This window comes from Enterobacter sp. IF2SW-B1 (assembly GCF_001743375.1).
GTDB lineage: Bacteria > Pseudomonadota > Gammaproteobacteria > Enterobacterales > Enterobacteriaceae > Enterobacter > Enterobacter bugandensis.
On the sequence record NZ_MJAA01000006.1, the window covers coordinates 224,648 to 250,021 of the forward strand.

The window sequence follows — 25,374 nt, forward strand, 5'->3', positions numbered from 1 at the left end:
ACTTCCTTCTTGTTGTTATGGTTGTTGCTGTGCTCAACACATTACCACACGAATACCTTGCCCGAGCCGGACCCCGGCTCGGGCAAAAAGGTCAGACCCGTGGGTTGATTATTAGTTCGCTTTCCAGTTTTCGAGAATTGTTTCGGTGCGTTTCACCGCGACAGGGTTCGCCGGCGCAATGAAGTTTCGCCAGACGTCGTTGTGGTGGTGAATCAGGATCTGTGCTTCAGCAGCCGGGCGGTTGGCGGTGGTGTGGGCATCTTCCGCCACGGTAATGTGGTAACCCCGGCTGACGCCATTCTTGACCGTGGCGTCAACGCAGTAATCGGTGGCGCAGCCGCAGATGACAAACTCGCGAATGCCCTGCTCGCCTAACAGCGCTTCAAGCCCGGTGTTATAGAAGGCATCGCAGGCGGTTTTGGTCACGTACAGCGCGCCAGCAGGTTGATGGAGTTCAGGCAGCAACGCAAACCCGTCACTTCCCTCTTCCAGCCCCCTGGCCTCGGCATGCTGAATAAAAATCACCGTGTCGGCAGCCTGCGTAAGCTGGTTGATCAGAGAGACACACGTCTCGCGCTGATGACGCGGGGTTTCAAACACCCCGTTCTGCATATCAACCACCATTACCACACGCTTTTCAGACATACCGTTCTCCGCAAGATTGAGTAACACTGGTGCCTATCATAAGCCCGATGTCACAAAATGGGAGAGCGCTCGCAGGGAAATTCTTCATATTTACCCATGGTTACGTTTTTCTCGCTATGGTTATGCTATTCGGGGCATTGCACGGTGCCGATTAGTAGTATAAATACCCATTACTTTCCTCATTCACTTCATGGATGCTTTTCGTTGAAACGTTGTCTGCTCTCTTTTGCCGCGCTGTGTGCGGTGAGCTTCTCCACCGCCCAGGCAGCCCAGCCGCTGACGGCGCCCGTTTTGGCTTCCGATATTGCCGATCGCTACGCGAACCTGATCTATTACGGCAGCGGCGCGACCGGGATGGCAATGGTGGTCATCGACGGCAACCAGCGCGTTTTCCGCAGCTTTGGTGAAACGCGTCCAGGTAATAACGTTCGTCCGCAGCTGGATTCCGTTGTGCGCGTCGCGTCCTTAACCAAGCTGATGACCAGCGAAATGCTGGTGAAGCTGCTCGACCAGGGCGTGGTAAAGCTCGACGATCCGCTCAGCAAATACGCCCCGCCGGGTGCCCGCGTGCCGACGTATCAGGGCACGCCAATTCGCCTGGTGAACCTCGCGACGCACACCAGCGCTCTGCCGCGCGAGCAGCCGGGCGGCGCGGCGCACCGCGACGTTTTTGTCTGGCCAACGCGCCAACAGCGCTGGAACTACCTGAGCACCGCCACGCTGAAATCCGCCCCGGGCTCGCAGGCCTCTTACTCGAACCTGGCGTTCGATCTGCTGGCGGATGCGCTTTCAACGGCGGCGGGCAAACCTTACCCGCAGCTGTTTGAAGAGCAGATCACGCGTCCGCTGGGCATGAAAGACACCACCTTTACCCCTTCCCCGGACCAGTGCAAACGCCTGATGGTGGCAGAGAAAGGCGCAAGCCCCTGTAACAACACGCTGGCGGCCGTGGGCAGCGGCGGGGTCTATTCCACCCCTGGCGACATGATGCGCTGGATGCAGCAGTTCCTTTCTTCGGATTTTTACTCCCGCAGCAGCCAGGCCGATCGTATGCAGACTCTTATCTATCAGCGTACTCAGCTGCATCGCGTCATCGGGATGGACGTGCCGGGTAAAGCCGATGCGCTCGGCCTGGGCTGGGTCTATATGGCACCGAAAAATGGTCGCCCGGGCATCATTCAGAAAACCGGCGGCGGCGGCGGATTCATTACCTACATGGCAATGATTCCGCAGTCCAACGTGGGCGCGTTTGTGGTAGTCACCCGTTCTCCGAACACGCGCTTCGTTAATATGAGTGACGGCATCAATAACCTGGTGGCCGAACTGAGCGCCAATAAAGCCCAGGTGCTTACTGCGTCTAACTGATCTTAATATTCCGTGGGCAAGCGGTTGATGCTGACCAGCTTGCCCCGGCTCATATTGATGTAGTTCCCCTGACGCAGCGCAGCCAGGACTTCTGCAACGACCGAACGTGAAATACGTGTGCTACGCTGAATATGATTCATAACGCCAATTTTTGAGCGCAGCGAGTCATCCCACTCGGCCATATTGATCAACATCGCCCGGATCTGACTATAAGAGTTATTTCCCACCAGCTGCAGGTCACGCTTGCCCAGAATATGGTTAATCCATGACACCCAGCAGAAAGCATCCTGCCAGAGATGATTTTGCTGAATAAGTTGACGCGTGGCAGAGACCGGTAAATAAAATCCAGAACAGGTTGTGTGTGTCATCATGGAATATTCCAGATAACTATCATTTATCCATGCATTCAAACCATAGATAAAAGGTGCCTGCGCAATGCCCATCAGAAGTTCATCAGATTTACGATGGATAGCGGTAAGACCAGACTGTATTACAAAAGTAAATGGCTCATCATCATTATTGCCGGTTGTTATTAATTGCTGTGGTTCGATCTTAAAGGGGGTACCGGCGACTTCCAGACATTTTGCGAGCCGGCTTAATTCAGAAAGTGGTTTCGCATTAACGTTCATGCATACCTCAAAGCATCTGTATCTGTCGGTTCTTTATTATTTTTAAACCATATAAAAAAGCGGGGGAAAATATCCCCCGCGCTTTCTATTTACCAGGTATATTTCACACCCAGGTTTGCTCCCCAGTTCTGGTCAACGTCGCCGCCGCCCAGATAAGTCGCATCGGTGTAAGCACTGAAGTTTTTGGTGAAGCTGAACTGAGTGCCCAGCCCCACGCGAACCGCAGAGCCTTCGACGCCGTTATCAATGCTGTCAGAGTTGATATCAGCATTATTGTCAGCATCGTCATAGACGTAAGCCAGCTTGAAGTACGGGGTCAGCGCCTGTTCGCCGCCGTAGTTGAAGGTATAACCCGCATCCAGGCCAAGTTCATAACGCATGCTGTCGTAAGACTGACCATCGATACGCATATCGTTGCTCAGCTGGTAGTCGTCGCCTGACTGGAACAGGCCAGATACCGCCGCGTAAGGAGTGATGTAGCCTGACAGGTTTGGTTTCCAGTCATAGCCCAGCTTCATCCCGAAGCCAACAGCGTCAGAGGTGGTGTCACCGTCAACATACTGACCGTTGCTCATGGTTGCAGAGAGGTCATTGTTAAAGCGGGTGTAGTTCAGTGAGCTGTCGAGGAAGACGTTGTTCGCAAACGTCGCAGACGCGTAGATCATCGCAGTCTGGCTGTCCTGATCGACCTGACCCGTACGATCGCTGATATCGCCTTTCGCAAAACCAGCTGCACCACCGACGATCCACTTCGCATTATTACCGTCAATCTGCGTGTCCAGACCGACCATAATGCCGCTTACGTCCTGATCGTAGCTGACGGTGCCGTTATCCGCGTCAAAATTGCCGCCGAAATAGCTCACCCACGCTCCGCCGTTGTCTGCCAGGCCATGACGGCTGTTGGTCAGACGCGTACCCACGGTATCCTGCTGGAGATTCCAGATATTGGTGTTGGCAGAAGGAATGCTCAGCGCCATGTTGGCGTAGTCAGTCAGCTCTTTCTGCTGGAGAACAACGGTGTCACCCTCCTGCTGCGCCTGATAGGTGTAAGCACCTAAATCAGCTTTGTTTGCAGCAGTAAAGCTGGCTGCGGTATCTGGGTTATTGTCGTAGACGCGAACGATCTCTTTGTTTTTGTAGTCGGCAACTGAACCAGCGCCGGTTGCATCGTCGATGCGCACCTTGTAGTTACCGGCAACGTCACCGTTCACCGCCAGATGGCCGTCGGAGTTCAGCGCGACAACACCGTAGTCATACTCCGCGTTGTAGCGATCGTTGGTGATATAGCGTGCGTTGTTCAGATCACTGTTCAGCACATAATCGCGGCTGGCAACGTTGAGCACGCCGCCATCGGTCAGTACCATATTGTGCGTATCAACCTGACCCAGACCCAGCGCCAGCTCGGCACCGTTGTCTACGGTAATGGTGTTGGCATACAGCTCTGCTGTCTCTTCAGTCAGTGCCGCACGGCTATAGCTGTCCAGATACAGGCTGTCGGTTGCCACGGCTCCGCTGTCGCCAATATTCATGGTTGAAGCATTGGTCAGGGTGATTGAATCCGCCAGCAGGCCGGAGTTTTCAACATTGACCTGAGACTGGTTGTTCACCGTCAGCGCATCAATGTTGGAGACCTTGCGGGTATCCCACTCGGAACCGTTATCCAGCGCCACATTGAACAGGCCGCTTTGGTACACCTCTTCACCGGCAACGTGACCGTTGCTGTCGAAGGTAGAATCAGGCCAGATGCTGTTCGGGGACAGAGCGTGCCAGTCAACGTTGCTGTAGCCCTGGCCATACATCTGCGCAGTGCCGATAGCTTCAACGCTGGACTGCGCTGCACCGACCCACTTGCTGCCGTTGGTCAGCGTTACATCCAGTGTATCGGTACCGTCCCAGCCGTTGGTGGTTGGGTTATAGACACCATCTTCAGTGGTATCCGTTGCCGGATCGCCATTCTCGTAGAAGTTGTTATCAAAGGTGCTGGAGAAAAGAATGTCACCCGTTACGGTAGAGTGATCGAAGGTAGCGGTGGTCTGCATGGCGTTATCAGACGCGCCGGCCGCAACGATCAGCGCCGCATCATCCGCAGCCGAGGCGTTGGTTTCACCGTAGTCGCTCGGCTTCGCCGTTTGACCGTAGAACCCGTTGGTGCCCAGATCGCTGTACGCACCAGAGGTCAGCACGGAGTCTTTCACCACCAGCGTATCGGTAAAGACATTGCCGCTGTTAGCAACGCCTTCAACGCCGTCGTATGGTGTGTTATCCAGTTCCTGATAACCCTGCGTCAGCGTGATACCCGCGACGTGGGAGTTGTTCTGAATAACGATATCAGATTCAACGTCCAGGGTAATTGCGTTACCCAGACCATAGGTGTCCAGATAATGCGTTTCAGTATTCTCGCCATTGACGACATCATACGCGTAATGCTCGTAGGCATCGTTGATGGTGGAGTTATCAACGGTCAGGCTAAAACGATCGTACTGGGCATGGCTGGTGCCGTCAGTATCCACGCCATCTGCACACGTCGTGGTCATACACTCTGACGTGATCATGCCGTTAATGGTGCTGTTAGAAATACTCAACGCGTTCGCACGGCCATTGACCCCATCATCCAGATAGTAAGTCGAAATAACACCGTTTACGGTTGATTTATTGATGACCGGATAAATGTCACCATCATGGGTGGCATCCGAGTAATCCCAATCTGCGTAGCCATAATACCACGGCGTAGATGCGGTATTATCATATCCAAAAGTATTATATGTCGTACCGGAAATATCTTTCGCATTAGCCTGAGAAGCGATAGCCAGCGTACAAGCTAATGCAAGTTGAGATACAACCAGTTTCTTTTTCCATGTTTGCATTGGGTCATCCCTCCTCAGGGACGTAAGCATGTTTGTCCGTAAATCAATTAGCAATGTTTAATTGCGGAGTGAATTATGCAGTTTCATTCAGAAAAGGTTCAATGAATGATTCATTTAAGTCCGTATCCAGACAATCAGCAGATGTAAAACGAGAGAAAAAGAGCGCTAAATATAAATACTATAAAGAAAAAGTCAAAATAAACTAAACAAGCAAAGGTGATATAAGTTTTATAAACAGATCATTTTTATTTATACATTCCCTTCGTAATAGAATTAACATCAATAATTCGAACCGACATTCCGCAGGATTAGTTAATTATATATAATTCAGTGGCAATCATAGACAGGCCGCATTAATCGGTATCAAAATGCCCACTTTAGTAAAACACCTCACTTCACTTTGAGGTACACTAACCTTCTTTGTTCCACAAACATCAGGCATACCATGACCGATTTAATTGCACGTCCCCGCCGCCTGCGTAAGTCACCCGCACTGCGCGCCATGTTTGAAGAGACAACACTGAGCTTAAACGATCTGGTGTTGCCGATTTTTGTTGAAGAAGAGATTGATGACTACAAAGCCATCGAAGCCATGCCGGGCGTGATGCGCATTCCTGAAAAATACCTGGCCCGCGAGATTGAACGCATTGCCAACGCGGGGATCCGCTCGGTGATGACCTTCGGCATCTCCCACCATACCGACGCCACCGGCAGCGATGCATGGAAAGAAGATGGCCTCGTGGCCCGCATGTCCCGCATCTGCAAAGATACCGTGCCAGAAATGGTGGTCATGTCCGACACCTGCTTCTGCGAATATACCTCCCACGGGCACTGCGGCGTGCTGTGCGATCACGGCGTGGACAACGATGCTACCCTGCTGAACCTCGGCAAGCAGGCGGTCGTGGCTGCCGCTGCGGGTGCGGACTTCATCGCGCCGTCTGCGGCGATGGACGGACAGGTTCAGGCGATCCGTCAGGCGCTGGACGCGGCAGGTTTTACCGACACCGCCATCATGTCCTACTCCACCAAGTTTGCCTCCTCCTTCTACGGTCCGTTCCGTGAAGCAGCGGGTACGGCGCTGAAGGGCGATCGTAAGACCTACCAGATGAACCCGCTTAACCGCCGGGAAGCGATTCGTGAATCCCTGCTTGATGAAGCCCAGGGCGCAGACTGCCTGATGGTGAAACCGGCTGGCGCCTATCTCGATATTCTGCGCGACATCCGCGAGCGCACCGAACTGCCGCTGGGGGCATACCAGGTGAGTGGTGAATACGCGATGATCAAATTCGCCGCGCTGGCCGGTGCCATCGACGAAGAGAAAGTGATCCTCGAAAGCCTGGGCGCGATCAAACGCGCGGGCGCGGATCTGATCTTCAGCTACTTCGCGCTGGATCTGGCCGAGAAAAAAATCCTCCGCTAATCTTCACCAAACTGCAATACAACCGACATCTGCTCCTTCTACTGTCTTCGCAAGACGGCAGGAGGAGTAATCATGTTTAGCCTCGATAGCGTTCTCGACGATCTTTGGCCTCAGGCGAGGCCTGCACCCTGGCAAAAAAGTCTGTTAAAAAGGCTGTTTTACGAAGAAGAATTCCAGCAGTTTGCCGCCGCTCACCGCCACCTGAAAGGACTGGATATGGTGGAGCAAGTTCTGGAGCACCTTGATATTCTCTGCACCGTTTCCGCCCGCGATCTCGAACAAATCCCCGAACATGGCCCACTGGTTATTATTGCCAACCACCCGACAGGCACGCTGGACGGGCTGGCGCTGATGTACGCCGTCTCCCGCGTGCGGCGCGACGTTAAAGTCGTGACCAACCGGATGCTGACCCACCTTGAGCCTCTCAGTTCGCTGTTTATTCCGGTGGACAATATGGGCGGCAGGACGGCGAAATCGTCTCTGGTTCAGATGGAGCAGCATCTGCAAAACGCGGGCGTGCTGATCTTCTTCCCGGCGGGTGAAGTTTCACGCCCCACGCGCAAAGGCATTCGCGATAAAAAATGGCACTGCGGCTTTATCAAACTCGCCAGCAAGCTGCGCGCCCCGCTGCTGCCGGTACATATTCAGGCGCATAACAGCCTGCTCTTTTATGCCAGTACGCTGGTGTCGCCGACATTGTCGATGCTGCTGCTAATGCAGCAGATGTTCCGCCGCCGCCACAGCCAGCTGCCGATTAAAATCGGCCAGCAAATCGCCTGGCATCACTGGCATAGCGCCACTCTTTCGTCACGTGAGATGGCCGAGCAGTGCCGTCAGCACGTGATGCGTCTTGGCAAGGGATTGCCTGGCGTCTTCAAAACCCAGTGCGCCATTGCCCGTCCGGAAGACCGGGCCACCCTGAAACGCGAGCTGGCGCAGGCGGAGAGTCTGGGTAAAACCAGCGACGGTAAAACCATCTACCTGTGGCAGCGCAACGGGCAGGAAGAGGCGCCTCTTCTGCGCGAACTGGGCCGCCTGCGCGAGATTGCGTTTCGCGCGGTGGAGGAAGGGAGCGGTAAACGCCGGGACACCGACAGCTACGATGACGATTATCTGCACCTGATCCTCTGGGATGAAGAGGATCTGGAGATCGTCGGGGCGTATCGCTTTATGCCGACGGCCATGCAGATCGAAAAGCGCGGCGTTGAAGGTCTGTACAGTTACAGCCTGTTCCACTACGACGACAAAATGCAGGACGTGCTTGAGCACGGCATTGAGCTCGGGCGCAGCTTTATTCAGCCGCGCTACTGGGGGCGTCGCGGTCTGGACTATTTATGGTCCGGCATCGGGGCTTACCTGGCGCGTTACCCACATTATCGCTACCTGTTTGGCCCCGTCTCCATCTCCGGCGGCTTACCGCCTGCGGCACGGGATCTGCTGGTCGCCTTTTACCGCCTGTGGTTCCCCGCGACGCATCCGCTAGCCGCGTCACGTCAGCCGTATCCGGCATCCTTACCGGACGTGCTGGCACAGTTTGGCGGCGTGGATTACGTGGACGATCTGACGAAGCTGAAATCCCTGCTCGGCAATCTGGGCTGCGGCATACCGCCGCTGTATAAACAGTATTCCGAGCTATGCGAGCCCGGCGGCGTGCAGTTTATTGATTTTGGCAGCGACCCGGCGTTCAACAACTGCGTAGACGGTCTGGTGCTGGTGGATTTGTGCTACCTGAAGGCGAACCGCTATCAGCGGTATATTGAGGCGCACCTTTAATTGGCCGGGGATTGGTAGGCCGGGTAAGACGTAGCCGTCACCCGGCAATTGTGCACCGTTTTCGCCGGGTGGCGCTGCGCTTACCCGGCCTACGGGTACTCCAGGATCAGGGGCGGTAAAACGGCTTATCGCCCAAAATTGTCGCCCGCTGCATAACCCTTCGCTGCGGCAGATAGTCCGCGTTGGCGTAGTGCTGCGTCACGCGGTTATCCCAGATCGCCAGGTCGTTCTCCTGCCAGCGCCAGCGCACCTGAAACTCCGGTTTAGTGATATGTGCGAACAGGAAACCTAACAGCGCGTCGCTCTCTTTTTCCGTCACGTCCACAATGCGCGTCGTGAATCCTTCGTTCACGAACAGCGCCTGCTTGCCCGTGACCGGATGGGTGCGCACCACCGGGTGCAGCAGCGGCGGATGCTTCGCCACCGCCTCCAGCCAGCGCTGATGCTCCTCTTCGCTTTTACGGTACTTATATTCCGGGAACGATTTTTTGAAGTCGTGCTCCGCCCGCAGGCCGCTCAGCAGCGTCCGGAACGGCGCAGAGAGTGCCTCAAACGCCGCAATCCCGCTCGCCCACAGCGTATCGCCACCGGTCTCTGGCAGTAATTTTGCTGCCAGAATTGCCCCGGCGGGCGGCGTCTCTATAAAGGTGACGTCCGTGTGCCAGTTGTCGTTGTCAGGCGGGTTATCGTTGTGGGTATCCAGAACGATAATCTCCTCCACCCCTTCCGCATGCGGATAGACCGGGTGAATATGCAGGTCGCCAAAACGCAACGCCAGCGCGCGCTGCTGCTGCGGGGTGATCGCCTGCTCGCGCAGGAACACCACCTGATGGCGCAGCACCGCGTGGTACAGCTGCTCAAACTGGTTATCGCTCAGCGGGCGGGACACATCCAGGCCCGACACCTGCGCGCCAATGTACGGCCCCAGCGGGGTGATGGTCAGTCGTTCACTCATTGTATTTCTCCATGCCAGGGCGTCAGGCGGCGCTGTAGCGCGCGCAGCCCCAGTTCTAATCCGAAGGCGATCGCGGCAATCACCGCGATCCCTGCCAGCACCACGTCAGTCGCCAGGAACTCTCCCGCCGACTGAACCATAAACCCTAATCCTCGCGTGGCGGCGATCAGCTCTGCCGCCACCAGCGTGGACCAGCCCACGCCGAGGCCGATGCGCAGCCCGGTTAAAATCTCCGGCAGCGCGCCGGGTAGAATCACGAACAGCAGCACCTGCGTACGGCTGGCCCCCAGCGACTGCGCCGCGCGTATCCGCACCTGCTGGGCACTCTTCACGCCCGCCAGCGCCGACATGGCAACCGGCGCGAAAATCGCCAGATAAATCAGCAGAATTTTCGACGTTTCGCCGATACCGAACCAGATCACCATCAGCGGCAAATAGGCCAGCGGCGGCACCGGGCGGTAAAGCTCAATCAGCGGGTCAAGGATGCCGCGCACCGTCGGGCTTAGGCCCATCGCGATCCCGACCGGGATACCGATAACCACCGCCGCCAGCAGCGCCACCAGAATGCGCGTCAGGCTTGCGCCGAGATGCTGCCAGAGCGTAGCGTCCATAAAGCCCTGCGGCCCGGCGATGGAGATGAGTTTCGCCAGCACCTGTCCCGGCGGCGGCAGAAACAGCGGGCTGACCCACTGCTGGGCCGCAACCGCCCACCACGCAGCCAGCAGCACCAGCAGCGTACCGACGCTCAGCGTAATTTGACGTGAGAAAGGCCAGCGCAGCGCCAGACGCGTGCGGCGCGTTTTTTCACTAAAGACGATGCTCATGAGAAGGCCTCCCGCTGTTCAAACACGCGGCTTAAGACGTATTCACGCTGCTCAATAAACTGCGGATCGGATTTGATGCTGCGCACCGGCTCCCCAGCGACGTAGCGACGGGCAAATTCAAGCGGCAGCCGCTCCAGCACGCGCCCCGGCCCCGGCGAGAGCAGCACCAGCTCGGTCGCCATAAACACCGCCTCTTCGATATCGTGGGTAATCAACAGCACCTGCTTGCCCGTCTCATGCCACAGGCGCAGCAGCAGGGTTTGCATCTGCTCGCGGGTAAAGGCGTCCAGCGCCCCGAACGGCTCGTCCAGCAGCAACAGCTGCGGATTCGCCGCCAGCGCGCGGGCGATCCCGACGCGCTGACGCTGGCCGCCGGAAAGCTGCCAGATAAAGCGTTTTTCCGCCCCTTCCAGCCCCACTTTTTTCAGCATCGCCCGCGCGGTTGCCAGCCGCTGTTCACGGTTCACACCCGCAAGCTGTAGCCCAAACGCCACGTTCTCCTGCACGTTGCGCCACGGAAGCAATCCTTCGTTCTGAAAGACCACGCCGCGCTCGGCGCCAGGGCCATCCACCTTTTTGCCTTCCAGCTGAATGGTGCCGTGCTGATACGGTACAAACCCGGCGATCAGATTCAGCAGCGTGGTTTTTCCGCAGCCGGACGGGCCGAGCACCACCAGCAGTTCACCGCTGCCCAGCGTCAGGTTGATGTCCTCCAGCGCGGGTTTACCACCGTAATCGGCATACAGGTTCGTAATGTTCAGCATGGCGGACTCCTTATTTCACAAAGCGGTCGGTGACGTACTGACTGTAATCCGCCGCGACCGCAGGCACTTTGCCCTGCTCTTTCAGGAAGGTGGCGGTATCTACAATCGCTTTGCTCACCGGCCCGTTTAGCTGCTGCACCTGCTGCGCGGGGGTCAGATAGGTATTGCCCCTCACCAGCCCCGGCACGTCCGCTTCCGGCACGCCGCTCAGGCGGGAGAGTTTTTCCAGATTGGCGGGCTGCTTCAGCCACTCATCCGGGTTGCTGATGTACGGCTGCTGAGCGGCAATCGCGCTTTTGGCGAAGGCTTTCACCACCTCAGGATGTTTCTCGGCAAAGTCTTTGCGCACCACCCACACGTCGAGGGTCGGCGCGCCCCACTGGCCCACTTTCTCGGAGTCGGTCAGCACGGTACCGTCTTTTTCCAGCTCGTTTACTGCCGGTGCCCACACGTAGGCCCCGTCAATATCCCCGCGCTGCCAGGCGGCGATAATCGCCGGCGGCTGAAGATTGATGATTTGCACCTGCCCCGGCTTGATGCCCCAGTGTTTGAGCGCCGCCAGCAGGCTGTAGTGGGTGGTGGAGATAAACGGCACGGCGATGCGTTTACCGATCAGGTCTTCCGGTTTGGTGATGTTTTTCTTCACCACCAGCGCTTCGGAATTACCAAGCTGCGAGGCGAGGAGGAAAACCTCAATCGGTACCTGCTGGCTGGCCGCGACCGCCAGCGGGCTGGAGCCGATATTGCCAATCTGCACGTCGCCGGACGCTAACGCACGCACGACGGACGCGCCGCTGTCGAACTTGCGCCAGTCGACTTTCGCGCCGCTCTCCTTCGCAAAGGTATTGTCCGCCTGCGCAACCTTCGCCGGCTCAGCCGAGGTTTGATACGCGACGGTAACGTCCACCGCCTGCGCCTGAAATGCCCACAGCGCCAGCGCGCCGAGAAGTGTGATTCGCGATGAAATTGCCATAGTGCCTGCTCCCCTGTTGTTATGAGGGCAGTATTTCCGGCGCGGGAATTTTGATAAAGGAATAAAAAAGAATCGCTAATGACGATTCGTTTTTAGAAAAAAAGCAGGAAAGGATAGTTGATTTTGTGCGGTTGGTTTGTGCCGGGTGGCGCCTGCGCCTTACCCGGCACAAACTCAGCGCTGCGCGTTCAGCTCTGCAATATCCTTCGGCGTGGTGCGACAGCATCCGCCGATCAACTTCGCTCCCGCCGCCAGCCACTGCGGCAGATACCCCGCCAGCGTCTCGCACGCTTCGCCGTGGTGGTGCCAGGTTTTAGTTACCGCATCATAACGCTCGCCCGAGTTCGGGTAGACCACCAGCGGCAGCGGCGTCAGGCTTTGCAACTGCTTCAGCGCCGCCGTGGTGTTTTCCAGCGCGATACAGTTGATGCCCAGCGCGACGACCTGCGGATAGTCCTCCAGAGAAGAAACCACCTCCCGCAACGGCGTACCGTCGCTCAGGTGCTCGCTGTCGCGCAGGGTGAAGGAGAACCACGCCCGCGCGCGGGGATACGCCGTCAGCAACGCGGCCAGCGCCTTTATTTCCGTGAACGACGGCAGCGTTTCGCAGGCCAGCAGGTCTGCACCCGCGTCCAGCAGCGCTTCCACGCGCGGGCGATGGAATTCTGTGAATTCTTCGGCACTGCGCACGTAGTCGCCGCGATACTCTGAGCCATCCGCCAGATACGCGCCGTACGGCCCTACGGAGCCCGCTACCAGCAGCGTGCCCGCGTGCGGGTTTTCGGCCAGGTACGCTTCGCGCGCCTTACGCGCCAGCTCCACGCTTTTGCCAATCAGCGCGCGGGACTGCGCCTCATCCAGACCGCGTGCCGCAAAGCCCGCAGGCGTGGCCTGGTAGCTGGCGGTGATCGCCACCTGCGCGCCCGCGCGGTAGTAATCAAGATGCACTTCACGGATAAGATCCGGGTTTTCCACCAGCACTTTGGCCGACCAGAGGCTGTCAGCAAGGTTACAGCCGCGCGCTTCCAGCTCCGTTGCCATTGCGCCATCCAGCACCACAAACGGCTGTTTTTCAAGGATGGCGGTAAGCGGATTATTCTGCGACATGTTCAGGCTCCTGCGATGTCATATTTCGGGTCAGGTAGTAGGCACCATAACACAGGGCAACGAACGGAAGCCCGCAATAAAGGGCAATGCGCTGGCTGGGGTCAAACCACAGGCCGACGCAGGCCACCACGCAGAGGATAAAACCGAGCACCGGCACCAGCGGATACCACGGCGCGCGGTACTGCAGCGCAGAGAGCGGCTGACCGGACTGCAGATGACGGCGACGGAAAACGAAGTGCGATGCGCAGATGCTGATCCACACCGCCACCACCGCAAAGCCAGAAATGGCCGAGAGTGCGACAAACACCGTGTCCGGGGCCACCACGCTTGAGAACAGCGCCAGCACGCCGCCGAGCATGGAAACCGAGAGCGCCGTCAGCGGCACGCCGTTTTTGTTCACGCGGGCAAAGCAGCGCGGGAGCGTTTTCTCATTCGAGAGCGACCACAGCATGCGCCCGGAGGCGTACAGCCCGGAGTTCGCCGCCGAGAGGATCGCCGTCAGGATCACGAAGTTAAAAATATCAGCGGCATAAGGAATACCGACCTTTTCAAACACCAGCACGAACGGGCTTTTTTCCACGCCCGCCTGCTGCATCGGGATCAGCGCCGCCAGCACAAACACGGTGCCGATAAAGAAGATGATCAGCCGCGCGATGGTGGTGCGGATCGCAACCGGAATGACCTTGTGCGGATTTTCCGTTTCACCCGCTGCGATGCCGATAAGCTCGGTCCCGGAGAAGGCAAAGTTCACCGCCACCATGGTCATCAGGATCGGCAGGCCGCCGTGTGGGAACCAGCCCTCGGCGGTGAGGTTGCTTAAGCCCGGCGCGGGTGAACCGTCCTGCATCGGGATGAAACCAAAGACCGCCGCCCCGCCGAGGATGATAAAGGCGATGATGGTGATGACCTTCACCAGCGAGAACCAGAATTCCCCTTCGGCAAAGAAGCGCGTGGAGATGACGTTAAGGCCGAAAATCACCACGCAAAAGACTACGCACCACGCCCAGACGGGCACCTGCGGGAACCAGTACTGCATGCAGAACCCGGCGGCGGTAAAGCTCGAGCCGAGCGCCACCGTCCAGGTGAGCCAGTAGAGCCACGCCACGGTATAGCCCGTCGCCGGGCCGAGATAGCGGGCGGCATAGACGTGGAACGCGCCGGTTTCCGGCATCGCCACGGAGAGCTCGCCCAGACACTGCATCACCAGCCAGACCACCAGCGCGCCGATCAGGTACGCCAGCAGCGTGCCCGCCGCACCGGTGGTGGAAATGATGTATCCGGTATTAAAGAATAACCCTGTCCCAATCACGCCGCCCAGTGAGAGCATAATCAGGTGGCGTGTTTTCATGGTGCGCTTAAGCTGTCCATTTTCTTGTTGTGTTTGCATATTACCTTCTATACGTATGGACATCTAAACATCCAAAGAAGGTGTTATACCGCGATTGTTAATAAAAAGCTAGATGACCAGACGTAAACGGGCACGCCGCGCGCTGAGTCTGGGGTGGGTTGTGAGGATCACATAAAGAATGGGACGCCAGGCCATAAGCACCTCCGCAAGCAGATACTAACAGCATGGTGCGGGAACGTGCGATCTTCGGTCAGTCGAAAGTGCTATCCGTTAAGCGCAAATTCATACTGCGATATTGCTGAACTGGCCGCCGGGTTGGTAATTCTCGCAATCGGTTCTATAGTCGTCACAGTTTCTTAGTAACCAGGACTGACTGATGCGCTTTAACGGACTGACCAAAGGTTTCTTTATTTTCATTCTCGCCCTTGTGACCTGGGCCTTCTTCGACGTGCTGTCGCCCTACTTCTCCGCGATACTGTGGGCCGCTATTCTGACCGTCATTTTCAACCCGGTAAAAAACAAATTGCGCGCCGCGCTGGGGGATCGCAACGGGCTGGCCTCGCTGCTGACGATTGGCATTATCTGCCTGATCGTCTTTATCCCGCTGATGGTGATCCTCTCCTCGCTCGCCATTGAGTTGAACGTGGTTTACACGAAGCTTCAGGAGAACAACACCCAATTCCCGGAGGTAGTGGCGAGCATCTTCAACCACTTGCCGGACTGGGCCAGCGGCTTCCTGGCGGATCACAACCTGACCAACGCGGCGCAGATCCAGAAAAAACTCTCCGACGTTGCGCTGCAGGGCGGGCAGTATCTGGCGGGAAGCGCGTTCCTGATCGGCAAAGGCACGTTTGGCTTTGCGATTAGCTTCGGCATCATGCTTTATCTGCTGTTCTTCCTGCTGAAGGATGGACCGTATCTGGTACGCCAGATCCTCGACTCCCTGCCGCTGTCTGATTTTGTTAAACAGCACCTGTTCGCCAAGTTCGTCGGCGTCTCCCGGGCGACGGTGAAAGGGACGGCAGTGGTGGCCGTCGTTCAGGGCACGCTCGGCGGGATCGCGTTTGCCATCGTGGGCATCGACGGCAGCGTGCTCTGGGGCGCGCTGATGGCGTTCCTCTCGCTGGTACCCGCCGTCGGCTCGGCGATTGTCTGGGTGCCAGCCGCCATTTACCTGTTCGCCACGCACCAGCTCTGGCAGGGGCTGTTTATTGTTGGCTTCTTCGTGATTATTGTCGGGCTGGTGGACAATATCCTGCGCCCGCTGCTGGTGGGGAAAGACACCAAAATGCCGGACTACCTGATTTTAATCACTACCCTCGGCGGTATGGAGCTGTACGGCATTAACGGCTTTGTGATTGGGCCGCTCATCGCCGCGCTGTTTATCGCCTGCTGGAACCTCTTCTCCGGCCGCGATCACGCGGGCAATGCCGAAGAGCTGGACGCCGAGTTCATCGAAGAGGGAAAAAACTCTCCAGATTTGTAGGGACGTGACGATAACGACCACATCAGGCGGCGCTGTGCCGCCTTTTTTTTCGCCTTAAATCATACGTTTTCTATAATTTGAAGAACGCCATCCTCTTTATGCGGTAAAAGGATCTCCAGGTGCGAATCGCGACAATAACCAACTGGGCCTACGGTGCCACGGTCTGCCTGACTATCGCCTCCGGCATTATCATGCTGATGGCCTCCGGTGCTGACACCGCCGAACGTCAGGCCATTGAACTACGTCAAAATTTTGATGAGCTTACAGAAAATATTGAAACCGACGCCTGGAAACAGTCCGATTTAGCGCGCCTGTATGTCATCAAAAAAAATCCGCAAATCCTGGATGAGTACAATGCGTCAGAGAAAAAACTGAAGAGCATCGAGCTGAAGCTGGAGAAACTGCAGGACACCGGCGCTTCAGATGACGAGCTGGCCCTGCTGCATGATGGTTTAAAAATCATTGATGCACTGCAGGATGAGCAGCAGGCAGCACTGACGAGCGCGGCCCGGGGTGAAGATGCGCAGGCCGTTGCCCTGCTCTATGGCATGCCCTACGAGCAGGAGCTTGAGCGCGCACAAACCCAAATCGATCGCTTTCGCCAGATACTCGACAAACGTGTCATTGCCTCCGTGCGGGAGGCGACGAAAAAATCGAAAGCGCTGCGCACGGCTTCAGAAGTGATGGTTGGCCTGACCGCCCTGCTGTTCTTGTTTGTGCTCGGCTTTATATTAAAACGCCGCGTGCTGCACCCGGTGGTACGCCTGAGCGACGTGGTTCACCGTCTGGCCTCTCAGGACTTCGCGGTTGAAACGCCCAACTTTAACCAGATTGATGAGATTGGCGATATGGCCCAGGCCATCCGCATCTTTCGTGAAAACGGCCTTGCGCGCCAGCGTCTGGAAAAAGAACGTGACGCCGACTGGGCCATCCGCGAGCTGCTGGCGCGCATGACGCAGCGGCTGCAGGGGTGTGAAAACTTTGACGATGTAATCAACGTGGCGGAGCTGTTTGCGCCCAATATCGCGCCGGGGATAGCGGGCCGGCTCTACGTTTTTGACCGCGATCCGTGGCAAATGCGCTGCGTCGCCCAGTGGCTTTCACCGGCAGATGATGAGGCCACGTTCCACCCCGATGCGTGCTGGGCCGTGCGTCGCGGTCAGAGCCACCCGCCGGTTAACGGTGAACCGGATGTCGCCTGCTATCATCTCCCGGCATCACAGGCGGAAAGCGCGCTGTGCGTACCGCTTATCGCCCAGGGCGAGGCCATTGGGTTGCTCTCGTTCCAGAACATCACCCCGGAAAATGCTCCTGCACGCGCGTATCTGGAACTGATGGCCGAGGCGCTCGGACTGGCGCTGGCGAATCAGCGCCTGCGCGACGCGCTGCTGGAAAAAGCCTTGTTTGACCCGCTTACCGGCCTGCGTAATCGTCATCATCTGGAAGACACCCTGCACACGCAAATGACGCAGGCCATGCGCAACGGCGAGCCGTTAAGCTGCATGATGATCGACATCGATCACTTTAAAAGCATTAACGACCGCTTTGGTCACGAGGCTGGCGATCAGGTAATCAAAAACGTGGCGACGATTGTTCAGCGGGCCGCGCACGACGGCGGGCTGGCATTCCGCTACGGGGGCGAGGAGTTTCTGGTTCTGCTTCCCGGGGCCGGTGAAGCAGAAGCGCACGCCTGCGCGCAGAAGATTTACAACGGCGTGCATGCGCTATCGCTTCGCTACGGGCTGACCGAGATTGGGCCGGTGGATGTGTCGATTGGTATCGCCAGCTATCCAGAGCATGCTCAAAGTGACAACCTGCTGCGCGCCGCGGACGTGGCACTGTACCGGGCGAAAGAGCTGGGACGCTCGCGAATTGTGAGTTTTGGGATGCTGGAGGCGGGTTAAGAATAAGACACTTTTTTCATGACGGAGACACCCGCGTCATTGTTCCGTGGTCAGAAGATCGATCATGGCCCGGGTGGCAGCCGACTGACGCCGGTGAGGCGCATAAATCAGCGAGAAAGGCCGCGAACGTCCGCGCAGTTGCGGGAGCACCTCCACGAGCTGGCCGCGCTGTATCCGCTCACGAACGATAAATTCATAGCTCTGACAGATCCCCATCCCGCATTCAGCCAGCGATACCACGCCAAGAACATCATCTGACGTTTCGATGGTGGAAGCCGGCAGCCAGTCCACATCGCGTTCGCCCACGCGAAATACCCAGGGGGCAATACGGCCCGTACGCGGCATGATAAAAGGCAGACACATATGCTGCTGCAGTTCATCCAGCGTTTGCGGCATTCCCATCCGCTGAAGGTAAGCGGGCGAGGCGACCAAAAGCAGTGCCGCATCCTGCAGTTTACGCGCGACGAATCCACTGTCAGGCATCTGACCCAGACGAATAGCCAGATCGAATCCTTCGGCGATCAGGTCTACGTTGCGATTGGTGATGTTCAACTCCACCTTAACGCGCGGATATTGTTGGGAAAAGCGAGCGAGCAAGGGCGGCAGACAATAGTGTCCGAACGTGGTCGGGACGCTGATCCGTACCCGGCCGGTCAGATCGCCCTCCTGCCCCCGGCCATCACGTTCAGCCTCATCAAGCAGGGAAAAAGCAGAACGCGCCTGCTCAAGATAAATCCGTCCGGCTTCCGTTAGCCCCACGCGACGTGTGGTGCGCTGTAATAGCTGTCGTCCAAGACGCACCTCAAGGCGGGACACCGCGCGGCTCAGGACTGAGGGGGTGGTTGAAAGGGCAACCGCAGCCGCGGTAAATGAGCCATGTTCAACGACAGTAATGAAGACTTCAACATCGCCGAGATAATCAAATTTTCTGCTCATTTTGCTCTTTCAGGAACAAATGTTTTTCAATTTCGCTAATTTATCTCCGATTGGGCGATGAGTAAAGTGACCGCACTTATCCCCAAAAGGCAAAAATTATGGATCTTCAACTCACTGGTAAGACCGCACTTGTCACTGGAGCTACCGCAGGAATTGGGCTGGCTATCGCCAGCACGCTGGCGCGCGAAGGCGTTGCCGTTACGATTACCGGACGCGATCGGGAAAAATTGCAAAATGCAGTCTCGAAAATAAACCACGCGGCTCCCCAGGCGCAGATATCTGCCGTTGTCGCCGATCTGGCGAGCGCTGAGGGTACAGAAGCGCTGTTCGAGGCCTGCCCGGATACCGATATCCTTATCAATAACCTGGGCTTTTATGAAGCCAGAGCCTTCGCCGACATAACCGACGAGGAGTGGCTGCGTATGTTCGACATTAACGTGATGTCCGGGGTTCGTCTTTCCCGCCATTACTTCCCACGCATGCTTGCCCGTAACTGGGGCCGGGTGATTTTTATGTCCAGCGAAGTGGGGGCTTTCACGCCGCCTGACATGGTGCATTACGGCGTCAGCAAATCGGCTCAACTGGCCGTATCGCGAGGAATGGCCGAGCTGACGAAGGGCACGGGCGTGACGGTCAACAGCGTACTTCCTTCCGCAACCCGCTCTGACGGCATCATCGATTACCTGCGCCAGACAGCCCCCAAACCGGGCATGACAGACCAGGAGATCGAAGCGCATTTCTTCCAGACCTACCGCCCCAGCTCGCTGATCGCACGAATGATCGAGGCTGACGAGATAGCCGCTATGGTCGCGCTGCTGGCAAGCCCACTCGGCGCAGCGTCTAACGGAGCTGCGGTACGCGTCGAGGGCGGCACGTTCCGCTCCATTCTTTAATACCGGATTAAGACGCCGCTTCTTACTCTCTTCACCGGAGCATTTATGTCCCACTGTACCCGTACTTTCTCCGCCATTGCGATGGCGGCATTGTTCTCTTTCGCAAGCTGCGCCAGCGCGGCGAATCAGGTGCCTCTTGAACGCTGGCGCAGCTACTCAGGCGTAAGCTGGGATACACCTGAGAGCGGGCAGCCAGCGCTTTTTTCCGGGTCGGTTAACGCCCCTGTCGCCGGTATTCACTTTGATGCAAAGGGCCGCGCCTTTGTTAGCACGCCGCGACTGGTTTCGGCCAGCGCGCCCGCCACGTTAAGCATTCTGGATACCCGCACACAGTCGGGCCCGGCGCGCCTGACGGCATTTCCGTCCCGCCAGGGTAATGCGATAGATTCTGCTCCCGACCGAAATCTGCGCAACGTGCTCGGCTTTTATGTTGATCGTAAGAACGGCTGGTTATGGGCGCTGGATATGGGGTTCGTCGCGGGAGAAGCGGAATCCCCCGTAGGTTCGCAGAAGCTGGTCGTACTGGATCTCGACTCGGGCCGCACGGTTAAACGGATCCCCCTGGACGGCGTGGCTGACCGTAAGGCGAGCTTCCTCAATGATGTCGTTGTCGATGAGGATCGTCGTATCGCATACATTTCCGACAGCGGATCGCGAAGTGCGCCTGAAAACCGCGTTGGTCTGATCGTTGTGGATTTCAACACCGGTACAGCCCGACGCGTACTGGATCGCCACCCTGCCCTGCAGATTGAACCCGGCGTAAAAGTCGTCTCCCACGGTGCGGAAGTGTGGCCGGGTAAACCGCTGCTGATTGGCATCAACGGCATTGCGCTTTCTCCCGATGCAGAGACCTTGTACTGGACGGTAACGACGGGAACGCATGCGTACGCGCTCCCGACCGCCGTTCTGAAGCAGCACGGCTCAACCGATGCGCAGATTGCCGGGCAAATCCAGAATCTGGGTACGGTAGGCGGCAACACGGACGGCCTGGTGACCGATGCAAGGGGCAACCTCTACATTACGGACGTCACCCGCAACGGCATTGTCCGGTATGATCCGAAGACACGTACTATGTCGCTTATTGCTGCAAATGAAGCCGTACGCTGGCCCGACACGCCGGCTATTCGTCCGGACGGTGACCTGATCTTCACCTCAAGCAGCCTCAATGACCACTTTGCTGGCGCGGTCAAACCCGGTCATGAACGCTATGAGCTATGGCGTTTACCTCTCAGCGCTTCACCGGCCACGAAAAAGTAACGGTGCATGTGCTGAACAATCGCTAAATATGACGACGCCGCCCATTGGGTGGCGTTTTTTTTACCTGTCCATCACAGGTACATTCTTTGAAGTGAGGAAATAACGCTCAATTAAAGCGATCGTTTTTTAAACGTAAGAGAGTTTATTCAAGTAAGCGTAGCGTGCCTCAAAAAAAAGAGGTGTTGTATGTGATTGAAATCACTCTTCCGAAATCTCGTAACCATTTGATTACATTGCAATTACCCATCACTCGCGTACAGAAGTAATAGCGACGCAATAAAATACATAAACTACTGTGATAACTAAATTATAATTCATATACTTCTGTGCAAAAGTGGAGGCCATAATGCGATTAATCCTAATGCTGGTATGCTGTCTGGTTCAGAGTTTAGCCTGGGCGGGTGAACTGCCGAAACCCGCCGGAAAACCCATTTTGACGATTTACGGGAATATAGAAAATACTAACGAAGATGGAAAAGCAGTGTTTGATCTCGCAAGCCTTGAAAAACTCGGGATGGTGAGTTTCGAGACGACATCTCCCTGGTATACGGGCAGGACGAAGTTTGAGGGTGTTCAAATGAACAAACTCATGGATTATGTTGGAGCAAAGGGTTCCGTCGTTAATGTTATTGCCCTTAATGATTACGCTACCGCTATTCCTCTCAGCGATTTTAAGAAATATAACGCTATTCTTGCCTTAAAGATTAATGGCGAATATATGCGTATCCGCGATAAAGGCCCATCATTCATTGTATACCCTTATGACAGTCTTCCTGAGTTGAATAATCAAATTTATTACTCGCGTTCAGCATGGCAGGTTAGCAAAATGAAGATTGAATAGCAGTTCAGGAGAACATAATGAACAGGATACTGGTTGGTATCATTTTTTCTCTTTTTATCACGACGGGATATATTGCATTTCTTGTTTACGATCGTCAGCAAGAGTTGCAAAAACTGACTCACTACACTGAGTCCTGGTCCGTGGCTCAACTGGTATCAGAGTATTACCGATTTGAATCATGGCTTGGTCTATACGCAACCGATACCGATGACGTTACGATAGACCAGGCCCGCATGCGGCTCGAAATTATGCTCAGCCAGGGCGAGTTACTGAACGGGGGAGACTTAGGCCGCTATATTGAGAGCGATAAAACGCATCAAGAGATCGCTGCACGCCTGAAAGAAATACTGGCGTATCTGGACAGTAACCTGGAAAAAATGAGCCATGAGGAATTAAAAAAGTACCTGGCAAATATGCACCTGCTCGACGCGCCGCTCAGTCAACTGTCTTCAAGCGCATTAACCAAAGATATTAACACAATTAATGAATCTAACCATAAAATACAGATCCTATATTATATTTACTCCGTACTTTCGTTACTTCTGGTGATATTAAGCTTTATTCTGGGGTTCTTAATGATTTATCAGAATAAAAATATTCTTAAAGCCCACATGCAGGTTAAAACCCTCGCTGACGAACTTCAGCGGTCAAAAGAAACGCTGCAAATACAGAATTCGAAGCTGGAATATGATGTGTATCATGACTCCCTTACCGGCATGAAAAACCGTCTGTTCTTCTGGGACGATCTCAATAAAATTACCCTTCAGGCAGATAAAAACCATACCCCTGTCACGGTGATGTTATTTGATTTAGACCGGTTCAAAGAGGTCAACGATACCTATGGCCATGACGCTGGCGATTTACTGTTGAATCAGGTATCCCGACGGCTTACCTCAATGAGTAACGCGACGGATACGTTTTACCGCCTGGGCGGTGACGAATTTGCACTTCTCTCCAGCGGCCTGACCGAGAACGCAGCGGTTTCGCGCGCCAAAGAGATCAGCGCTCACATCAGTCTGCCCTATACGATCAATAACCAGCTGATAAAAATTGCCACCTGTGTAGGTATCGTTTTATCTGATAATGAGCGGCGCTCGGATTATCTCTATAAATTTGCCGATCTGGCCCTCTACGAAGCCAAAAAAGAGGGCTCACAGCAGATAAAAGTCTTCCGTCAGTGGATGCTGCAGAAGCTGCAGGAAAGCAGAACCCTTGAGCATGATATGGCTCTCGCGATCAGCAACCATGAATTCGTTGTTTATTACCAGCCTATTGTCGATTCATTCAGCAATGAAATTTACGGCTATGAAGCGCTTATTCGCTGGATACACCCGGTAAAGGGGATTTTGTCGCCTGATTACTTTATTTCTGTTGCTGAAAAAACAGGGATGATCAATGAGATTGGCAAAAATGTGCTTGAACTTGCCTGCCGGGAGGCGGTTTCCTGGGCGGTTCCGGCCAGAATCTCGGTAAACGTCTCACCTGTTCAGCTGGGGACTAAATCATTTACTGCAATGGTTCAGTCCATCCTGAAAGAGACAGGCCTGCCGGCCAGCCGCCTTGAGCTGGAAGTTACGGAGTCTTCGCTCTTCAGTGACAGCAACACGCCGCTCACTATTCTCAAAAAGCTCAGATCGCTGGGGGTAAAAATCTCCATTGATGATTTCGGAACGGGTTATTCTTCGCTCTCGAGGCTGAGTGAACTCAATTTTGATAAAATTAAAATTGATAAATCCTTTGTGAATCCGATATCCACCCAAGACGATGCGCTTAATATCGTTAAACTGATTACCGGCATGGCGAAGAGCCTCAATATGCGGGTCATTGCAGAAGGTGTGGAAACCGAAGCGCAGCTTGAACGGCTTCAGGCGCTGGGCTGCGATCTCGTGCAGGGCTATCTGTTCGGAAAGCCACAGGCTGAAATCGATAAAAATATAAAAAACGGTACAGTGTGATCTTACCGGGATCACACTTTTCAACCCTGGGTATACACATACAATGACCGGGTGTTATCATTCACCCCGTAAATACCTTTCAACTCAATCCGAGGCTTTGATGCTGGAGAATGTAATCATCCGATAATCAGCTCCCCGACCTTTTCAGGCCGGACTGATTATCAATGCGCCGAAATCGAATGCGGACACCGCTGTGTGTTTGCACGTTTTGCACATGATGATTAAACAGGTTTTCCAGTATGAATTTATCCCGTCAGGAACAGCGTACCTTACACGTTCTCGCCAAAGGTGGCCGTATTGTGCACGTCCGCGATACGTCCGGCCGCGTCACCGCCGTTGAATGCTACAGCCGCGAAGGGCTATTGCTCAGCGACTGCACGCTCGCCGTCTTCAAAAAGCTCAAAACCAAAAAGCTGATCAAATCCGTTAACGGTCAGCCCTACCGTATCAATACTACCGGGCTGAACAACGTCCGTGCCCAGCCTGATAATCGTTAAGGAGAGGATGATGGATATCCCACGCATATTTACTGTTAGCGAAAGCGAACACCGCATTCATAACCCCTTCACGCCAGAAAAGTACGCCACGCTGGGGCGCGTGTTACGCATGAAGCCAGGCGCGCGCCTTCTCGATCTCGGCAGCGGTTCGGGAGAGATGCTTTGCACCTGGGCACGCGATCACGGGATTACCGGTACCGGTATCGACATGAGCCCGCTCTTTACCGCGCAGGCAACGCGGCGCGCAGAGGTGCTCGGCGTCAGCGAACGCGTCCATTTTGTGCATAACGACGCGGCTGGCTACGTGGCTGATGAACAATGCGACGTGGCGGCCTGTGTTGGCGCCACATGGATTGCGGGCGGCGTTGCCGGGACGATGGACCTGCTGGCACAAAGCCTTAAGCCCGGGGGAATCATGCTCATCGGTGAACCTTACTGGCGACAGGTTCCCGCAACGGAGGAGATAGCTCGGGCTTGCGGCGTCTCGTCCACCGCAGACTTTCTCACCCTGCCCGACCTTGTCGCGTCTTTCGATCGCCAGGGCTATGACCTGGTCGAAATGGTGCTGGCAGATCAGGAAGGCTGGGACAGATACGAAGCCGCGAAATGGATGACCCTGCGCCGCTGGCTGGATCAAAACCCCGACGATGATTTTGCACAGGAGGTGCGCGCGGAGCTGACGGCAGCGCCTAAGCGCCATGTGGCTTACACAAGGGAATATATTGGCTGGGGTGTATTTGCGTTAATTGCACGATAGGAGGGAGTAGCGGTATAGCCTTTTGGGGCTATACCGGCCTTAAGCATGAAGCGCTCAGCATTGTGAACGCTGCGCTACGCCTGGCATGAAAAAACTTCTATCATTGCTTTTTCCGTTACCGCATTCAGTCTGGCGAATGTTTGCTTCCTGCTAATTTGGATCCGAATAGTTGAAGATAACG

21 protein-coding genes are annotated in these 25,374 nt (G+C 55.7%); 11 read left to right on the plus strand and 10 right to left on the minus strand.

Annotation, left to right across the window (positions count from 1 at the left end; genetic code table 11):
• Positions 1 to 111: 111 nt before the first annotated feature.
• Positions 112 to 645, minus strand: a complete 534-nt coding sequence (locus tag A6013_RS14315; protein ID WP_069733293.1) for an isochorismatase family protein — start codon at positions 643 to 645, stop codon at positions 112 to 114.
• A 204-nt stretch (positions 646 to 849) separates the two neighbouring features.
• On the opposite strand from A6013_RS14315, the gene ampH reads away from it, so the two are divergent.
• Entirely contained in the window at positions 850 to 2,010 is a 1,161-nt protein-coding gene (ampH, locus tag A6013_RS14320) for a D-alanyl-D-alanine-carboxypeptidase/endopeptidase AmpH (protein ID WP_041911111.1), read from the plus strand.
• 2 nt (positions 2,011 to 2,012) lie between these two features.
• Here ampH and A6013_RS14325 read toward each other — a convergent pair whose 3' ends face one another.
• On the minus strand, positions 2,013 to 2,639 hold the full coding sequence (locus A6013_RS14325; RefSeq protein WP_028012114.1) for a helix-turn-helix domain-containing protein: 627 nt from the start codon (positions 2,637 to 2,639) through the stop codon (positions 2,013 to 2,015).
• Between the two features lie 89 nt (positions 2,640 to 2,728).
• Positions 2,729 to 5,503 (minus strand): autotransporter outer membrane beta-barrel domain-containing protein, encoded by a 2,775-nt coding sequence (locus A6013_RS14330; RefSeq protein ID WP_069733294.1) that lies wholly within the window; start codon positions 5,501 to 5,503, stop codon positions 2,729 to 2,731.
• 445 nt (positions 5,504 to 5,948) lie between these two features.
• Between A6013_RS14330 and hemB the strand changes: the two genes are divergently transcribed.
• Both hemB and A6013_RS14340 read left to right on the plus strand, forming a co-directional pair.
• Positions 5,949 to 6,923: a porphobilinogen synthase gene (gene hemB / locus A6013_RS14335; protein WP_045259875.1), complete on the plus strand. Its 975-nt coding sequence runs from the start codon at positions 5,949 to 5,951 to the stop codon at positions 6,921 to 6,923.
• A gap of 72 nt (positions 6,924 to 6,995) precedes the next feature.
• Positions 6,996 to 8,696 (plus strand): lysophospholipid acyltransferase family protein, encoded by a 1,701-nt coding sequence (locus tag A6013_RS14340; RefSeq protein WP_069733295.1) that lies wholly within the window; start codon positions 6,996 to 6,998, stop codon positions 8,694 to 8,696.
• Between the two features lie 106 nt (positions 8,697 to 8,802).
• Here the strand turns inward: A6013_RS14340 and tauD are convergent, their stop codons facing one another.
• The 6 genes from tauD to mmuP form a co-directional block, all read right to left on the minus strand.
• The gene (gene tauD, locus A6013_RS14345; protein ID WP_069733296.1) at positions 8,803 to 9,651 is read right to left on the minus strand and encodes a taurine dioxygenase; all 849 of its coding nucleotides are present in this window, start codon (positions 9,649 to 9,651) and stop codon (positions 8,803 to 8,805) included.
• Positions 9,648 to 10,475 carry a taurine ABC transporter permease TauC gene (gene tauC / locus A6013_RS14350; protein ID WP_041911117.1) on the minus strand — a complete coding sequence of 276 codons (828 nt, stop codon included), beginning with the start codon at positions 10,473 to 10,475 and terminating at the stop codon, positions 9,648 to 9,650. Before tauC ends, tauD begins: the two co-directional genes overlap by 4 nt.
• Positions 10,472 to 11,239: a taurine ABC transporter ATP-binding subunit gene (gene tauB, locus A6013_RS14355; RefSeq protein ID WP_047367585.1), complete on the minus strand. Its 768-nt coding sequence runs from the start codon at positions 11,237 to 11,239 to the stop codon at positions 10,472 to 10,474. The genes tauC and tauB overlap by 4 nt, the downstream gene beginning before the upstream one ends.
• A gap of 10 nt (positions 11,240 to 11,249) precedes the next feature.
• Positions 11,250 to 12,212 carry a taurine ABC transporter substrate-binding protein gene (tauA, locus tag A6013_RS14360; RefSeq protein WP_028012107.1) on the minus strand — a complete coding sequence of 321 codons (963 nt, stop codon included), beginning with the start codon at positions 12,210 to 12,212 and terminating at the stop codon, positions 11,250 to 11,252.
• A 174-nt stretch (positions 12,213 to 12,386) separates the two neighbouring features.
• On the minus strand, positions 12,387 to 13,319 hold the full coding sequence (gene mmuM / locus A6013_RS14365; RefSeq protein WP_069733297.1) for a homocysteine S-methyltransferase: 933 nt from the start codon (positions 13,317 to 13,319) through the stop codon (positions 12,387 to 12,389).
• Complete coding sequence (mmuP, locus tag A6013_RS14370) at positions 13,306 to 14,706, minus strand: S-methylmethionine permease (protein ID WP_041911121.1); 1,401 nt, start codon at positions 14,704 to 14,706, stop codon at positions 13,306 to 13,308. Before mmuP ends, mmuM begins: the two co-directional genes overlap by 14 nt.
• A gap of 337 nt (positions 14,707 to 15,043) precedes the next feature.
• On the opposite strand from mmuP, the gene A6013_RS14375 reads away from it, so the two are divergent.
• Complete coding sequence (locus A6013_RS14375; protein WP_047367583.1) at positions 15,044 to 16,153, plus strand: AI-2E family transporter; 1,110 nt, start codon at positions 15,044 to 15,046, stop codon at positions 16,151 to 16,153.
• A 119-nt stretch (positions 16,154 to 16,272) separates the two neighbouring features.
• Complete coding sequence (locus A6013_RS14380) at positions 16,273 to 18,057, plus strand: diguanylate cyclase (RefSeq protein ID WP_069733298.1); 1,785 nt, start codon at positions 16,273 to 16,275, stop codon at positions 18,055 to 18,057.
• A 36-nt stretch (positions 18,058 to 18,093) separates the two neighbouring features.
• On the opposite strand, the gene A6013_RS14385 is transcribed toward A6013_RS14380, so the two are convergent.
• A complete protein-coding gene (locus A6013_RS14385; protein WP_069733299.1) occupies positions 18,094 to 18,993 on the minus strand; it encodes a LysR family transcriptional regulator in 900 nt (299 codons plus the stop codon).
• A gap of 98 nt (positions 18,994 to 19,091) precedes the next feature.
• On the opposite strand from A6013_RS14385, the gene A6013_RS14390 reads away from it, so the two are divergent.
• The 6 genes from A6013_RS14390 to A6013_RS14415 all read left to right on the plus strand — a co-directional run bounded on the left by A6013_RS14390 (position 19,092) and on the right by A6013_RS14415 (position 25,193).
• Positions 19,092 to 19,886, plus strand: a complete 795-nt coding sequence (locus A6013_RS14390) for an SDR family NAD(P)-dependent oxidoreductase (protein WP_069733300.1) — start codon at positions 19,092 to 19,094, stop codon at positions 19,884 to 19,886.
• Between the two features lie 45 nt (positions 19,887 to 19,931).
• A complete protein-coding gene (locus tag A6013_RS14395) occupies positions 19,932 to 21,143 on the plus strand; it encodes an L-dopachrome tautomerase-related protein (protein ID WP_069733301.1) in 1,212 nt (403 codons plus the stop codon).
• A 346-nt stretch (positions 21,144 to 21,489) separates the two neighbouring features.
• Positions 21,490 to 21,984 (plus strand): molybdopterin-dependent oxidoreductase, encoded by a 495-nt coding sequence (locus tag A6013_RS14400; RefSeq protein ID WP_069733302.1) that lies wholly within the window; start codon positions 21,490 to 21,492, stop codon positions 21,982 to 21,984.
• Positions 21,985 to 22,001: 17 nt separating this feature from the next.
• Positions 22,002 to 23,939 (plus strand): bifunctional diguanylate cyclase/phosphodiesterase, encoded by a 1,938-nt coding sequence (locus tag A6013_RS14405; RefSeq protein ID WP_028012098.1) that lies wholly within the window; start codon positions 22,002 to 22,004, stop codon positions 23,937 to 23,939.
• A 239-nt stretch (positions 23,940 to 24,178) separates the two neighbouring features.
• On the plus strand, positions 24,179 to 24,436 hold the full coding sequence (locus tag A6013_RS14410) for a YjhX family toxin (RefSeq protein WP_028012097.1): 258 nt from the start codon (positions 24,179 to 24,181) through the stop codon (positions 24,434 to 24,436).
• 10 nt (positions 24,437 to 24,446) lie between these two features.
• On the plus strand, positions 24,447 to 25,193 hold the full coding sequence (locus A6013_RS14415; RefSeq protein WP_069733303.1) for a cyclopropane-fatty-acyl-phospholipid synthase family protein: 747 nt from the start codon (positions 24,447 to 24,449) through the stop codon (positions 25,191 to 25,193).
• Positions 25,194 to 25,374 lie beyond the last annotated feature (181 nt).